The following is a 13,576-nucleotide window of genomic DNA, read 5'->3' as shown; positions in this document are numbered from 1 at the left end:
AACCAGCGCGCCAACGCCGGCTCTTGATCAGACCTTCGACATTCAGATCATCCTCGGGAAGGTGCGCCCTTTCCTACGCCGCCTCGCCGAGGCTCATCCACAGGTTCTGATCATTGCTCCTGCGCGGTCGAGCCCATGTCTTCCGGGCTGTAGTTCGGCTTGAAGTACACCAGCGTCTGGGTCAGCAGCAGGTTCCGGTACTTCGGCAGGAGCCCCAGCTTCGAGTCGCGCATCCGCAGGCGCTGCGACTTCCACCAGCCGAGCTTGAGCTGCGGGTCGCTCTTGACCAGGAACCGCATGCCGCGCTGGAAGAACACGTACATCAGGACCGCCACCACGCTCATGGCGCGGATGCGGTCGAAGTAGCTGTTGCGGAAGTACACGGCGACCTCGTGGGCCACCGAGCGGTGCTCGACCTCCTCGGCGCCGTGCCAGCGGAACAGGTCCACCATGACGGGGTCGGCGTCGTGGTCGTCCCATGTGCAGTTCAGGACGAAGTCACCGAGCACGGCGGTGTAGTGCTCGACGGCCGCGATGAACCACAGCCGCTCGATGAGGTTGTTCATCTTGCGGCGCGGGTCGTCGGTCTTGGCCGGAGCGAGGATTTCCTCGAAGACGAACTCGACCTGATCGAGCAGCGGTGTGACGTTCATGCCGCTGTTCACCAGGTAGTCGTTCATGACGGTGTCGTGCGCCTCGGCGTGCATGGCCTCCTGGCCGATGAAGCCACGGACGTCGTCGGCGAGCTTCGGATCCTTGATGAGCGGCAGCGCCTCGTTGAAGGTCTCGATGAACCAGCGCTCGCCGGCCGGAAGCAGGATGTTCAACAGATTCACCACGTGCGAGGCGACGGGGTGGCCGGGAATCCAGGACATCGGCTTGTCCGCGGTCTCGAAAGCCACGTTGCGGGCCTGGATCTGCACCGGACCCGGGTCGACCTCGTGAGCGAAACGCTGTGGTTGCAGCATGGAAAAGCTACCTCCGGATCCTCAAGCATCGTTGCAAGTGGATTCAGTGTAAGCGTTTTATGTGGGAACGGCGGTACTGGGTTTTGCCGCGAGACGACGAAACGGCATCCCAGCAGGCAAAAACAGTGTGTCGACCTGCTGGAATGCCGTTTCGGCAAAGAGTTACATACCGGGGATGGACATGCCCGGCTGCGGGCCGACAGGCGTCGCCTGCACCGTCGTCACGCCGTTGGCGCCGACGTTCGGGCCCTTCGGAGCACCGGGCGCCCCTGCGGGGGCACCGCCACCGGCCGCGGGCGCGCCGGCGGAGGCGTTCTCGACGGCCTTGGTGGTGCAGTTCAGCATGAGGATGACGCGGCCGTGGCTGCCCATCTTCTCCTGATCGACGATGCACTGCGCCTGCGGCACATCGCTGCCGACCGAGCCGCCGAACGTGGCCCTGACGCCCTGGCTCTTGAGAATCGAGACGGCGCGCGCATAGGACTCGCCGACCACATTCATGGAGTTCGAACCGCCGGGATCCGACGCGGCCACCGACGAGCCGAACATCGCGGTGGCACCCACCGCCACCGCACCTGCTGCCACGGCACCTGCCGTCAGCATCTTCAGCTTCTTCACCTGACCTCCTCGAGTACAGCGAAGATAGCGCAGATGGCGGGGCGGAGAAACTCGAATCAACTCAATCCCGGCGTCACCGCGTCGGCCATCACCTGCGCCAACGCGGCCGCACGAGGATCGGAAAACAGGTCTTCGAGGAGAATCTTCCGGCCGTCGGGACCCGCCAGCGGCACCCGCCAGTTCGGATATTCGTCGGTGGTCCCGGGCTGATTCTGGGTCCGTACGTCGCCGACGGCGTCGGGCAGCGCCAGTGCCAGCAGCCGCGACGGGGTGCGGGTGAGGTAGCGGTACAGGGCCAGGACAATCTGGTCGGCGTCGATCGCCTCGGGCGCGTTCGGCGGCAGCAACCCCGCCGCCCGCAGGACGTCCAGCCAGCGCTGCTGGTCGGCGCGATCGGCCGCGACCTCTTCTTTGTAGGGGCGGGTCAGCAGCCCCAGGTCGCGGCGCAGGCGCAGATGTGCACCGGCCAGGTAGCCGGCCGTCGGCGGCAGGTCATGCGTCGTCACCGCCGACAGGCAGTATTCGCGCCATCGCGGCGCGGGCAGCGGTCCGCCGTCCTGGTCGGCCTCGAACCACAGGATCGAGGTGCCGAGCAGGCCGCGGTCGCGCAGGTAGTCGCGAACCCACGGTTCGACGGTCCCCAGGTCCTCGCCGACCACCACCGCACCGGCCCGGTGTGCCTCCAGCGCCACGATGCCGATCATCGCCTCGTGGTCGTAGTGGACGTAGGTGCCGTCGACCGGCGTCGCACCGTTGGGAATCCACCACAGCCGGAAGAGGCCGATGATGTGGTCGATGCGGACGCCGCCGGCATGCCGCAACACCGCCCTGACCACGGCGCGGAACGGCTCGTAGGCGCGCTCCATGAGTTCGTCCGGCCGCCACGGCGGCTGCGACCAGTCCTGCCCCAGCTGATTGAACTCGTCGGGCGGCGCTCCGCCCGACACCCCGGTGGCCAGCACATCCTGCAGCGCCCAGGCATCGGCGCCGCCCGGATCCACGCCGACCGCCAGATCGTGGACGATGCCCAGCGCCATCCCCGCCTGCACCGCGGTGGCCTGCGCGGCGGTCAGCTGGTCATCGAGCTGCCACTGCAGCCACCGGTGGAAATCGATACGGCTGCTGTGCTTTTCGGCGAAGGCCCGCACCGCGGGATGGTCCGGGTGCTGAAACTCCGCCGGCCAGTCGCGCCAGTCGTCGCCGTGTTTCTCGGCCAGCACGCACCACGTCGCGAAGTCGTCGAGCGTGCGGCCGGTCCGTTGCCGGTAGCCGTCGTAGGCGATGGTCCGGCCAGCCGAGCGGTGGGCCCGGTACACCTCCTTGAGCGCATTGCGTTTGGACTTCCAGGCCGCATCGCGGTCGATGAACTCGTTCTTGTCGGCGCGGGACTGGGCGTCGGCGCGGGCTTTGCGCAGCGTGGCCGGCGTGCGGACGGCGGTGTATTCGGGGATGGCCTGCACCCGCAGATAGAGCGGGTTGGCGAACTGCCGCGAGGTCGGCAGGTAGGGCGACGGCTCCATGGGCGCCACCGGGCCGGCGGCGTGCAACGGGTTCACCAGGATGAAATCGGCGTGGTACCGCGCGGCAGACCACACGGCGAGGTCGGCGAGGTCCGTGAGATCGCCCGTGCCCCACGAGTTCTGCGAACGCACGCTGTAGAGCTGGGTGGCCAGGCCCCAGGCCCGGCCGCTGCCCAGGCGGCTCGGCAGCGTCAGCGCATCGGGGGTGACGATCAGGACGGCGTCGGCGTCCCCGGCGGTGCCGGCCTGGACATGCAGGCGGTGGTAGCCCAGCGGGAGATCGGCCGGCAGTTCGAAGGTGGCCTCGCCTACCAGCCGGCCATCGAGATCGAACGGCGGCCGGTTGTTCTCCAGCTGGCGCAGGCCGGCCCGCACCGAGCCGTCCTCCAGCCGGATCCACACGCCGACGGGGGCGCCGTGGGTGACGTGGACCCAGAAACTCGACGGCTGACCCGCCCGGGCGACGATGGTGGGGGACAGGGTGCGCTGCCAGTACGCGCGTTCGTGGTCGGCAAGGGCCGCCGCGCATTCGTCCTCGGAAGCGGCAGGCACGCCCAGCGCCGCGAGGACGGCGACCAGCGTGGCCGCGGCGACGGCGTGTTGCGCGCCGCTCCAGTCGATGTACTCGGTGGCCACACCGTGGCGTCGGGCAAGCTCGACGAGCGACGCGGTGCGTTCAGTCATGCGCGCCATCTTGCCGGGATTCGGCGCACCATGGGAGCTGAGCGCGCACTGTCGCGAACACGGCCGGTGGACGGTGCGCGTCCGGATACGCTGCGCGCGGAGGTGTCGACGTGAGTTCCGATCTGCTGTCCGACGTGCTGCCCACCATGCTGCACGACCCGGTGTCGTACGCCATCCCGTTCTTCGTGGTGGCGCTGCTGCTGGAGTGGGGCGCGGCCCGCAAGCTCGCGCACGACGAGCAGCGGCCGCCGTCGGGCGCGTACCTGCGCGCCGACGCCTGGGCCAGCATCTGGATGGGCGCGGTGTCGCTGGTCACCAGCGGTGTACTGAATTTCCTCGCGCTGGTCGGCTACGCGGCGCTGTACGTGTATGTCGCGCCGTGGCACCTGCCGGGCGACGCCTGGTACACGTGGGTGATCGCCATCCTCGGGGTCGACCTGATCTACTACACCTACCACCGCATGGCCCACCGGGTGCGGCTGTTCTGGGCCACCCACCAGGCGCACCATTCCAGCGAGTACTTCAACCTGTCCACCGCGCTGCGGCAGAAGTGGAACCCCTCCGGCGACCTGGCGATGAAGGCGGTACTACCGGCGCTGGGCGTGCCGCCCTGGATCGTGTTCGCCAGTTTCTCGCTGAACCTGGTGTACCAGTACTGGATTCACACCGAGCGCATCGGAAAGCTATGGCGGCCAATCGAATACATTTTCAACACGCCGTCGCACCACCGTGTGCACCATGGCCGTGACCAACAGTACCTCGACAAGAACTACGGCGGCATCCTGATCATCTGGGACCGGATGTTCGGCAGCTTCACGCCGGAGACCGCGCGGCCGAACTACGGATTGACCAAACCCGTTGGTACATACGATATCTGGAAACTGCAGACGCATGAATATGTCTCGATGGTCCGAGATGTGCGCCAGGCCAACGGGTTCGGAGACCGAATGGGCTACGTTTTCGGCCCGCCGGGATGGCAGCCGGCCGGGCCCGGGCCCGCGCCGGTTCGCTGACAGGGGCGTCAACGCTGTCAGAACGCTGAGATTTCTCGGCGATAACTCATTGTTTGCCAACTGTTTTGATTTCGGCGAGCGCAAACGCTGGCGTTCCCCGGAACCGTCGGTACTGTCGATGGGCGACAGGGGTGAATCGAACCAAAGGAGCAGGACTTTCATGGGTGACACACTTCAGAAGGGCGAGAAGCTCGAGGTCGGCCAGTCGCTGACGTCGAACAACGGTGCGTACCGGCTGGTGCTGCAGGACGACGGCAACCTGGTGCTGTACGCGGGGGAGCAGTCCGTGTGGGCCACCGCCACCGACGGCCAGGACGTCAAGCGTGCCGAGGTGCAGGAGGACGGCAACTTCGTGCTGTACACCCCGGACAAGCCGGTGTGGGCCAGCCAGACCGCCGGCGCCGACAACGTCCGCCTCGTGCTGCAGGACGACCGCAACCTGGTCCTCTACAGCGGCGACGACGCCAAGTGGTCGTCCGAGACCCACACCGACGAGGTGCCCGCGGCGCCGGTCGAGGCCGCGCCGGAGCCCGCCCCCGAGCCCGAGGTGGCCGAGGTGGCTGCCGAACCCGTCGCGGCCGAGGTCATCGCCGAGCCCGAGCCCGCCCCGGCGCCCGAGCCGCCGGCGGCGCGCACCTACACCGTGCAGTCCGGCGACACCCTGTGGGCCATCGCCGAGCAGTTCTACGGTGACGGCAACCGCTACCCGGAGATTGCCGGTGCCAGCGGAATCGACAACCCGGACCTGATTCAGCCCGGTCAGCTCCTGACCATTCCCTGACCTGGACGGACCCTGGCGGCCCGGATCGAAAGATCCGGGCCGCCAGTGCGTTTCAACGTCCGATTTCATGGGCAGTTTGTTTGCTGGTGCAGGACGGCCGCCGGTCGCCGGGGGCGGGGGCTTTCCCATCCCGCGTTCGGGTTTGCGGGGTAGGCTGGCGCGACGTCCGTCCCGAGGTGATGGGAGCAAGGTCATGTTTGTGGGGGGTTTGCGGGCCGCTGCAGTAGCCGCGGTCGCCGTGCCGATGTTCGCCGTGGGCGCCCCGGCGCCGATCGCGTCGGCTGATCCCGGGGTACTCGTGTACCCGGGCATGGAGATTCACCAGGGCACCACGCGCTGCACGCTGGGTTTTGTCGACCCGGTCGCACGGACCGGCTACACCGCAGGTCACTGCCGTGGCAACGGCCCGGTGACGGACAAGGACGGCCGCTTCATCGGCACCATGATCACGTTCCGGGACAACACGCCGGACGGCGCCACGATCGCGACCGACCACCAGATCTCCGACTGGGAGTCCATCAACATCGCCGGCGACGTCATGGTGAACAACATTCTGCCGGGCGGCCGGATGCTCGTCACCGATCCCGCGGTGAACCCGCAGCAGGGCGCTCCCGTGTGTCACTTCGGCGTCGTCACCGGCGAGACCTGCGGCACCGTGGATGCGGTGAACAACGGTTGGTTCACCATGACCAACGGCATCGTCAGCCAGAAGGGCGATTCGGGCGGACCGGTCTACACCGTCACGCCGGACAACCGGGCCGTCCTCGTCGGCGTCTTCAACAGCACGTGGGGGCATTTCCCGGCGGCGGTGTCGTGGAGCGCGACCGACCAGCAGACGGGCGACGGCGTCGTGCAGCAGGCCGCCGCCGGCAACTGACCGGGGCGCGGCCCGCGTCGATCCTGCGCTGTGGGCGCGAACGTGGTTTCTGCGTCACGCCCAGATGTGTAACCCTTGACTTATATAAGTCGTGACTATAACTTTGCGATGTGCACGCCTTCGATGTCCTGGGGGACCCGGTTCGCCGACGGATCCTGGAACTGCTGGCGCACGGTGAACTGACCGCGGGCGCCATCGGGGCGACGATCCAAGCCGAGTTCTCGATCAGTCAACCGGCGGTGTCGCAGCATCTGAAGGTCTTGCGCGACAACGGTTTTGCCAGCGTGCGCCCGGACGGTCAGCGACGGCTGTACGCCGTGGACGGCCGGGGTATGCAGGACATCGACAACTGGCTGGCCGGTTTCCGCCGGTTCTGGCAACCGCATCTGGACGCGCTGGCCACCGAAGTGGCGCGCGGGAAACGCAACCGCAAGGGGGAGTGATGATCGACGTCACCGCACAGATCAACGCCGTACAACGCACGGTCGGCACGCGCACGTGGCAGGCGGGCGAAGTCCGCGTCGTCACGATCAGTCAGACATACCCGACCGATGCCGCCGATCTGTGGGACGCATGTACCAATCGGGAGCGGATTCCGCGATGGTTCCTGCCGGTCACCGGCGACCTCGTGGTCGGCGGCACGTTCCAGATCGAGGGGAACGCCGGCGGCACCGTGTTGACGTGCGATCCGCCGCATACCTTCACGGCCACCTGGGAGTGCAACGGACAGACCAGCTGGATCGAGCTGCGCATCGTCGACGGGGGCGACGGCTCGGCGCGTCTCGAGCTCGACCACATCGCCCCGGCCGACGACGACGAGTTCTGGGCGCAGTACGGCCCCAGTGCCGTGGGTATGGGCTGGGACGGCGCGCTTCTCGGGCTGGCCATCCACACCTCGACGGGGCAGGACATCGATCCGTCGTTCGGCCCGCAGTGGACCGTCAGCGACGAGGGCCGCCGGTTCACCCGCGAATCCGGCGCGGCCTGGTGCGCGGCGGATATCGCCGGTGGCGCCGACCCTGAGCAGGCGCGCGCCGCGTCGGCCCGGTGCATCGCGGCCTACCTGGGTGTCGACGAAAACGGATAGCGAACTAGAACACGTTCTAGCCATGGTCCCGTCTCGACGTTATTGTCTAGTCGATCACTGATCAGACACGTGTCCAGGTTTCCTGAATCGACCGCCCTGGACACCACCGAGACCGGCCCAGGAGAGACGATGCAAACAGTTCCCGAGACCGTCAACGCCGCCGACGTCACCGAATGGTCCGACGAGGCCGACGTCGTCGTGATCGGCTTCGGTATCGCCGGTGGCTGCGCCGCGGTCAGCGCCGCCGCCGCGGGCGCCAAGGTCCTGGTGCTGGAGAAGGCGGCCGGTGCCGGCGGCACGACGTCCATGGCCGGCGGCCACTTCTACCTGGGTGGCGGCACGGCGGTGCAGCAGGCCACCGGCCACGACGACAGTCCCGACGAGATGTACAAGTACCTGGTCGCCGTTGCCCACGACCCCGAGCACGACAAGATCCGGGCCTACTGCGACGGCAGCGTCGAGCACTTCAACTGGTTGGAGGACTTGGGTTTTCAGTTCGAGCGCAGCTACTACCCGGGCAAGGTGGTGGTGCCGCCGGGCACCGAGGGCCTGTCCTACACCGGCAACGAGAAGGTGTGGCCGTTCTGCGAGCAGGCCAAACCGGCACCCCGCGGCCACTCGGTGCCGGTGCCGGGCGAACTGGGCGGCGCCGACATGGTCATCAAGCTGCTGCTGAAGCGCGCCGACGAACTCGGTGTCGAGATGCGCTACGAGACCGGCGCGACGAACCTCGTGCTCGACGACACCGGCGCCGTCGCCGGGGTGGCATGGAAGAACTTCGGCGTGACGGGCACCGTCAAGGCCGGTGCGGTGATCATCGCCGCGGGCGGTTTCGCGATGAACCCCGAGATGGTGGCCGAGCACACGCCGGCGCTGGGCCAGAAGCGAAAGACCAAGCACCACGGCGAAGTCGAGCCCTACATCCTGGGCAATCCCAACGACGACGGGCTCGGCATCAAGCTCGGCGTGTCCGCCGGCGGCGTCGCCAAGAACCTGGACCAGTTGTTCATCACCGCTGCCGCCTACCCGCCGGAAATCCTGCTCACCGGCGTCATCGTCAACCAGAACGGCCAGCGCTTCGTCAACGAGGACTCCTACCATTCGCGCACATCGGCTTTCGTGCTCGAGCAGCCCGACCAGGTGGCCTACCTGATCGTCGACGAGGCGCACACCGAGATGCCGGCGATGCCGCTGATCCGGTTCATCGACGGCTGGGAGACGATCGCGGAAATGGAAGAGGCGCTGGGCATTCCGGCCGGCAACCTGGCGGCGACACTGGAGCGGTACAACGCCAACGCCGCGGCCGGCGCCGACCCCGACTTCCACAAGCAGCCGGATTATGTTGCGGCCCAGGACAATGGGCCGTGGGCGGCCTTCGACCTGTCCCTCGGCCGGGCCCTCTACTCGGGATTCACGATGGGCGGGCTGTCGGTCAGTATCGACGGCGAAGTGCTGCGCGCGGACGGCACCGCCGTGCCGGGCCTGTACGCGGCGGGTGCCTGCGCATCGAACATCGCGCAGGACGGCAAGGGCTATGCCAGCGGGACCCAGCTGGGCGAAGGGTCGTTCTTCGGCCGCCGGGCCGGAACCCACGCCGCCACGCGGTGATCAGACGGGGGCGGGCACGCCGTCGTCTTCGATCCGGGTGAGCCGCCAGTTGCCGTCGCCCAGCAGCTCCAGCTCCTGCTGGTGGTGCTGTTCGACGGTGCTGCGGTGGCTGACGCTGACCACGGTGGTGTCGGGCAGTTCGTTCCGAACCAGTTGGTACAGCATCATTTCCAGGCCTTCGTCGAGTGCCGAGGTGGACTCGTCGAAGAACACGGCCTTGGGCCGGGTCAGCAGCACGCGGGCGAAGGCGACGCGCTGCTGCTCGCCGGGCGAGAGGACCTTGGCCCAGTCGTCGACCTCGTCGAGGCGGTTCGCCAGGTGCGGCAGTGCGACCTTGCGCAGGACCTCCTGCAGCTGCTCGTCGGTGTGGGCGCCCACCTTGCTCGGGTAGGACACCACCGCGCGCAGATCACCCAGTGGCACATACGGGAGCTGCGACAGGAACAGCGTCTCGTTCTCCTCCATCGGGAAGTGCATGGCGCCGTGGCAGAAGGGCCACAGCTTGGCCAGGCTGCGCAGCAGGGTCGTCTTGCCGCTGCCGGACGGGCCGGTGACCACCAGCGCCTCGCCCGGGTACAGGCACAGATCCAGCGGCGCGATGAGTTCGCGGCCGTCCGGCGTGCTCACCGTGACCTGCTCCAGCGTGATGGTGTCGTCGGGGCAGTCCTCGGTGGCGAGCTCGGGCAGGTGCCGTGCCGCGTCGTTGGCCGTCACCAGGCCGTGCAGACGGATGATGGCGGCGCGGTAGCCGGCGAACTGGTCGTACACGTTACGGAAGAAGGACAGGCCGTCCTGGATGCTGCCGAACGCCGACGCCGTCTGGTTCATGTCGCCGAGCTTGATCTCGCCGGCGAGGAAGCGCGGGAACTGCAGGACGTACGGCAACGGCACGATGATCTGGCTCATCGAGAGGTTCCAGCCGTTGAGGCCGATCATCCGGTTCACGTACCGCTTGTAGTTGTCGACGACGGGCGCGAACAACCGGCGCAGGCCCGTCCGCTCGGCGAGTTCACCGTGATAGAAGGCGACGGCCTCGGCCGCGTCGCGCATCCGCACGAGCGCGTAGCGGAACGCGGCGTTGAAGCGTTCGTTGTCGAACGACAGCCAGATGATGGGGCGGCCGATCCAGAAGGCGACCACCGAAGCGACGAGGACGTAGCCGAGCCCGATCCAGAACATCGCCTTCGGGATCGTGAGGCCGGCGATGGTCAGCGTGCCGGACAGGTTCCACAGAATCGCGGTGAACGAAAGCATCGATGCGATGGCGTTGATGGCGCCGAACAACAACGTGGAGGTGGTCATGTTGTTGGGCGTGTTGGGCAGCGGGCCCACGCCGGCGGTGAAGATGTCGATATCGCTCTGGATGCGCTGGTCCGGGTTGTCGATGGTGTCGTCGATGAACCGCGACCGGTAGTACGCCTTGCCGTCCAGCCAGTCGCCCGTGAGCCGGTCGGTCAGCCAGGCGCGCCACCGCAGGATGAACCGCTGCGTCATGAACAGGTCGAGCATGATGCGGCAGACGTGCAGCACGGCCAGCAGCGAGAAGATGCCGATCGACATCCAGAAGCCGTGTGCGCCCGAGTCCTTGACGGCCTGGTCGTGACCGGCCAGGCCGGAAGCCACCACCTGGAAGCTGGTCATCAGATCGTTGCTCTGATAGCTGAAGAGCACCGTGAGCCGAACACCGGTGATCACCGACAGCAGCAGCGCCGCCAGCCACAGCCATACGACGATGCTGTCGCGGCCGACGAAGTAGGCGCCGGTGATGCGCCAGAACTGCCTTCCCCAGACCGTGAAGCGGCCGATGGCGGTCACCACCACCAGCGTCGATACCGCGGCGATCAGCCAGGCTTTCGCGATCCACCACAGCGAGGTCGTGAGCTCACTGCCCCATTCGAGGGTCGGGGTGAACAAATCCATCCCCGCAAGGTACCCGTGACCTATTGACGTTCGCGCTGCGACAGGCAATGACGTGAGACGCCGGTCACCTTCCGCGGGGCTCCGGCAGGTGGACGGGCAGGTGGACGGCTGCAGCAGAGCGGACGGACGGGACCGGTACCTTTGACCTGTGGCGAAAACCAGCACCGCGAAATCCGGCCGGCTGAGCAGCAAGTTCTGGAAGCTGCTCGGTGCTTCCACCGACAAGAACCAGAACCGATCGATGAATCAGGTTCGGGCGTCGGCCGAATTCGACGACAAGGCCGCGGGGCTGGACGACGAGCAGATCACCAAGGCCGCCAAGCTGCTCGAGCTGTCCGACCTCGCCGATGCCGCCGACATCCCGCAGTTCCTGGCCATCGCCCGGGAGGCGGCCGAACGCACCACCGGTCTGCGGCCGTTCGACGTTCAGCTCCTCGGCGCGCTGCGCATGATGGCCGGCGACGTCGTCGAGATGGCCACCGGTGAGGGCAAGACCCTGGCCGGCGCGATCGCGGCCGCCGGTTATGCGCTTGCCGGCCGGCACGTGCACGTCATCTCCGTCAACGACTACCTGGCCCGGCGCGACGCCGAGTGGATGGGGCCGCTGCTGGCCGCGATGGGCCTGACGGTCGGCTGGATCACCGCCGAGTCGACGGCCGACGAACGGCGCGCCGCCTATGAATGCGACGTCACCTACGCCTCGGTCAACGAGATCGGGTTCGACGTGCTGCGCGACCAGCTGGTCACCCATGTCGACGACCTGGTGTCGCCGCGGCCGGACGTCGCGCTGATCGACGAGGCCGACTCCGTGCTCGTCGACGAGGCGCTGGTGCCGCTCGTGCTCGCCGGCACCACGCACCGCGAGACCCCGCGCATGGAGATCATCCGGCTGGTGGGGGAGATGACCTCCGAGAACCGTGTCGACGACTCGCTGCAGTACTACGACACCGACGCCGACCGCCGCAACGTGCACCTGACCGACGCCGGCGCGCGCAAGCTCGAGAAGGCGCTCGGCGGCATCGACCTGTACTCCGAGGAGCACATCGGCACCACCCTGACCGAGGTCAACGTGGCCCTGCACGCGCACGTGCTGCTGCAGCGCGACGTGCACTACATCGTTCGGGACAACGCCGTTCACCTCATCAACGCCTCGCGCGGCCGCATCGCGTCGCTGCAGCGCTGGCCCGACGGCCTGCAGGCGGCCGTCGAGGCCAAGGAAGGCATCGAGACCACCGAGACCGGCGAGGTGCTCGACACCATCACCGTGCAGGCCCTCATCGGCCGTTACCCGACGGTGTGCGGCATGACCGGTACCGCGCTGGCCGCCGGTGAGCAGCTGCGCCAGTTCTACCGGCTCGGGGTGTCGCCGATTCCGCCGAATACACCGAACATCCGCGAGGACGAGGCCGACCGCGTCTACATCACCGCGGCCGCCAAGAACCAGGCCGTCATCGAGCACATCCAGAAGATCCACGCGACCGGTCAGCCGGTGCTGGTCGGCACCCGCGACGTCGCCGAATCCGAAGCGCTGCACGCGAAACTGGTCAAGGCCGGCGTGCCCGCCGTCGTGCTGAACGCCAAGAACGACGAGGAGGAAGCCGCCGTCATCGCCGAGGCCGGCAAGCTCGCCACCGTCACCGTCTCGACCCAGATGGCCGGCCGCGGCACCGACATCCGCCTCGGCGGATCCGACGAAGCCGACCATGACGCCGTCGCCGAACTCGGTGGCCTGCATGTCATCGGCACCGGCCGGCACCACACCGAACGCCTCGACAACCAGCTGCGCGGCCGCGCCGGCCGCCAGGGTGACCCGGGCTCGTCGGTGTTCTTCTCCAGCTGGGAGGACGACGTCGTCGTCTCGCACCTGGATCCCGAGAAGCTCCCGATGCAGACGGACGAGGACGGCCGCATCATCAGCGACCGCGCCGGCCAGATGCTCGAGCACGCACAGCGCGTCGCCGAGGGCCGGCTGCTGGACGTGCACGCCAACACCTGGCGCTACAACCAGCTCACCGCGCAGCAACGCGCGATCATCGTGGAACGCCGAGAGACGTTGCTGCGCACCACAACCGCGCGGGACGAACTCAAGGAGCTGTCGCCGGACCGGTACCAGGAACTCGTCGACGAGGTCGGTGAGGACGCGCTAGAGCGCATCTGCCGGCTGATCATGCTGTACCACCTGGACCGCGGCTGGGCCGACCACCTGGCCTACCTGTCCGACATCCGCGAGAGCATCCACCTGCGCGCGCTGGGACGCCAGGATCCGCTCGACGAATTCCACCGCATGGCGGTCGACGCGTTCGCGTCGCTGGCGGCCGACGCCATCGAGGCCGCGCAGCAGACCTTCGAGACCGCCAACGTGCTGGAGGACGAGCCCGGACTGGATCTGTCCAAGCTGGCCCGCCCGACGTCGACGTGGACGTACATGATTCACGACAACCCGCTGGCCGACGACACGATGGCAGCGCTGAGCCTGCCCGGGGTATTCCGTTAGGTTTAG

General features: G+C 67.7%; 11 protein-coding genes. 7 read left to right on the top strand and 4 right to left on the bottom strand.

The window, feature by feature from the left end:
• Positions 1 to 110 precede the first annotated feature (110 nt).
• From ACZ5IQ_RS16650 to malQ, 3 genes are all read right to left on the bottom strand, one after another.
• Positions 111 to 968, bottom strand: coding sequence for a metal-dependent hydrolase (locus ACZ5IQ_RS16650; protein ID WP_464480036.1), 858 nt, complete (start codon positions 966 to 968; stop codon positions 111 to 113).
• Between the two features lie 162 nt (positions 969 to 1,130).
• The gene (locus tag ACZ5IQ_RS16645; RefSeq protein ID WP_060999815.1) at positions 1,131 to 1,586 is read right to left on the bottom strand and encodes a hypothetical protein; all 456 of its coding nucleotides are present in this window, start codon (positions 1,584 to 1,586) and stop codon (positions 1,131 to 1,133) included.
• A gap of 56 nt (positions 1,587 to 1,642) precedes the next feature.
• Positions 1,643 to 3,790, bottom strand: coding sequence for a 4-alpha-glucanotransferase (gene malQ, locus ACZ5IQ_RS16640; RefSeq protein WP_267325750.1), 2,148 nt, complete (start codon positions 3,788 to 3,790; stop codon positions 1,643 to 1,645).
• Positions 3,791 to 3,936: 146 nt separating this feature from the next.
• On the opposite strand from malQ, the gene ACZ5IQ_RS16635 reads away from it, so the two are divergent.
• The 6 genes from ACZ5IQ_RS16635 (at position 3,937) to ACZ5IQ_RS16610 (ending at position 9,156) form a co-directional block, all read left to right on the top strand.
• The gene (locus ACZ5IQ_RS16635) at positions 3,937 to 4,803 is read left to right on the top strand and encodes a sterol desaturase family protein (protein WP_464481477.1); all 867 of its coding nucleotides are present in this window, start codon (positions 3,937 to 3,939) and stop codon (positions 4,801 to 4,803) included.
• Between the two features lie 160 nt (positions 4,804 to 4,963).
• The gene (locus tag ACZ5IQ_RS16630; RefSeq protein ID WP_138249423.1) at positions 4,964 to 5,584 is read left to right on the top strand and encodes a LysM peptidoglycan-binding domain-containing protein; all 621 of its coding nucleotides are present in this window, start codon (positions 4,964 to 4,966) and stop codon (positions 5,582 to 5,584) included.
• 193 nt (positions 5,585 to 5,777) lie between these two features.
• The gene (locus tag ACZ5IQ_RS16625) at positions 5,778 to 6,461 is read left to right on the top strand and encodes an Rv1815 family serine proteinase (RefSeq protein ID WP_464480035.1); all 684 of its coding nucleotides are present in this window, start codon (positions 5,778 to 5,780) and stop codon (positions 6,459 to 6,461) included.
• 110 nt (positions 6,462 to 6,571) lie between these two features.
• Entirely contained in the window at positions 6,572 to 6,904 is a 333-nt protein-coding gene (locus ACZ5IQ_RS16620; RefSeq protein WP_212814368.1) for an ArsR/SmtB family transcription factor, read from the top strand.
• Positions 6,904 to 7,548, top strand: coding sequence for an SRPBCC family protein (locus ACZ5IQ_RS16615; protein WP_406774838.1), 645 nt, complete (start codon positions 6,904 to 6,906; stop codon positions 7,546 to 7,548). The genes ACZ5IQ_RS16620 and ACZ5IQ_RS16615 overlap by 1 nt, the downstream gene beginning before the upstream one ends.
• A 129-nt stretch (positions 7,549 to 7,677) precedes the next feature.
• Positions 7,678 to 9,156: an FAD-binding protein gene (locus ACZ5IQ_RS16610; protein ID WP_406774837.1), complete on the top strand. Its 1,479-nt coding sequence runs from the start codon at positions 7,678 to 7,680 to the stop codon at positions 9,154 to 9,156.
• On the opposite strand, the gene ACZ5IQ_RS16605 is transcribed toward ACZ5IQ_RS16610, so the two are convergent.
• The gene (locus tag ACZ5IQ_RS16605) at positions 9,157 to 11,076 is read right to left on the bottom strand and encodes an ABC transporter ATP-binding protein/permease (protein WP_212814374.1); all 1,920 of its coding nucleotides are present in this window, start codon (positions 11,074 to 11,076) and stop codon (positions 9,157 to 9,159) included. It abuts the gene before it with no gap.
• A gap of 148 nt (positions 11,077 to 11,224) precedes the next feature.
• Here ACZ5IQ_RS16605 and secA2 point away from each other — a divergent pair, with 148 nt between their 5' ends.
• On the top strand, positions 11,225 to 13,570 hold the full coding sequence (gene secA2 / locus ACZ5IQ_RS16600; protein ID WP_212814376.1) for an accessory Sec system translocase SecA2: 2,346 nt from the start codon (positions 11,225 to 11,227) through the stop codon (positions 13,568 to 13,570).
• Positions 13,571 to 13,576: the final 6 nt, after the last annotated feature.

Source organism: Mycobacterium toneyamaense (assembly GCF_055384815.1).
The sequence above is the reverse complement of the archived record's forward strand: the minus strand, read 5'-3'. Positions and strand labels throughout refer to the sequence as shown.

What these genes read in the sequence shown, in the direction of transcription:
- ACZ5IQ_RS16625 (WP_464480035.1), top strand. Translation starts at nt 5,778, where the DNA reads ATGTTTGTGGGGGGTTTGCGGGCCGCTGCAGTAGCCGCGGTCGCCGTG.
- ACZ5IQ_RS16605 (WP_212814374.1), bottom strand. Translation starts at nt 11,076, where the DNA reads ATGGATTTGTTCACCCCGACCCTCGAATGGGGCAGTGAGCTCACGACC.
- ACZ5IQ_RS16650 (WP_464480036.1), bottom strand. Translation starts at nt 968, where the DNA reads ATGCTGCAACCACAGCGTTTCGCTCACGAGGTCGACCCGGGTCCGGTG.
- malQ (WP_267325750.1), bottom strand. Translation starts at nt 3,790, where the DNA reads ATGACTGAACGCACCGCGTCGCTCGTCGAGCTTGCCCGACGCCACGGT.
- ACZ5IQ_RS16635 (WP_464481477.1), top strand. Translation starts at nt 3,937, where the DNA reads ATGCTGCACGACCCGGTGTCGTACGCCATCCCGTTCTTCGTGGTGGCG.
- ACZ5IQ_RS16610 (WP_406774837.1), top strand. Translation starts at nt 7,678, where the DNA reads ATGCAAACAGTTCCCGAGACCGTCAACGCCGCCGACGTCACCGAATGG.
- ACZ5IQ_RS16615 (WP_406774838.1), top strand. Translation starts at nt 6,904, where the DNA reads ATGATCGACGTCACCGCACAGATCAACGCCGTACAACGCACGGTCGGC.
- ACZ5IQ_RS16630 (WP_138249423.1), top strand. Translation starts at nt 4,964, where the DNA reads ATGGGTGACACACTTCAGAAGGGCGAGAAGCTCGAGGTCGGCCAGTCG.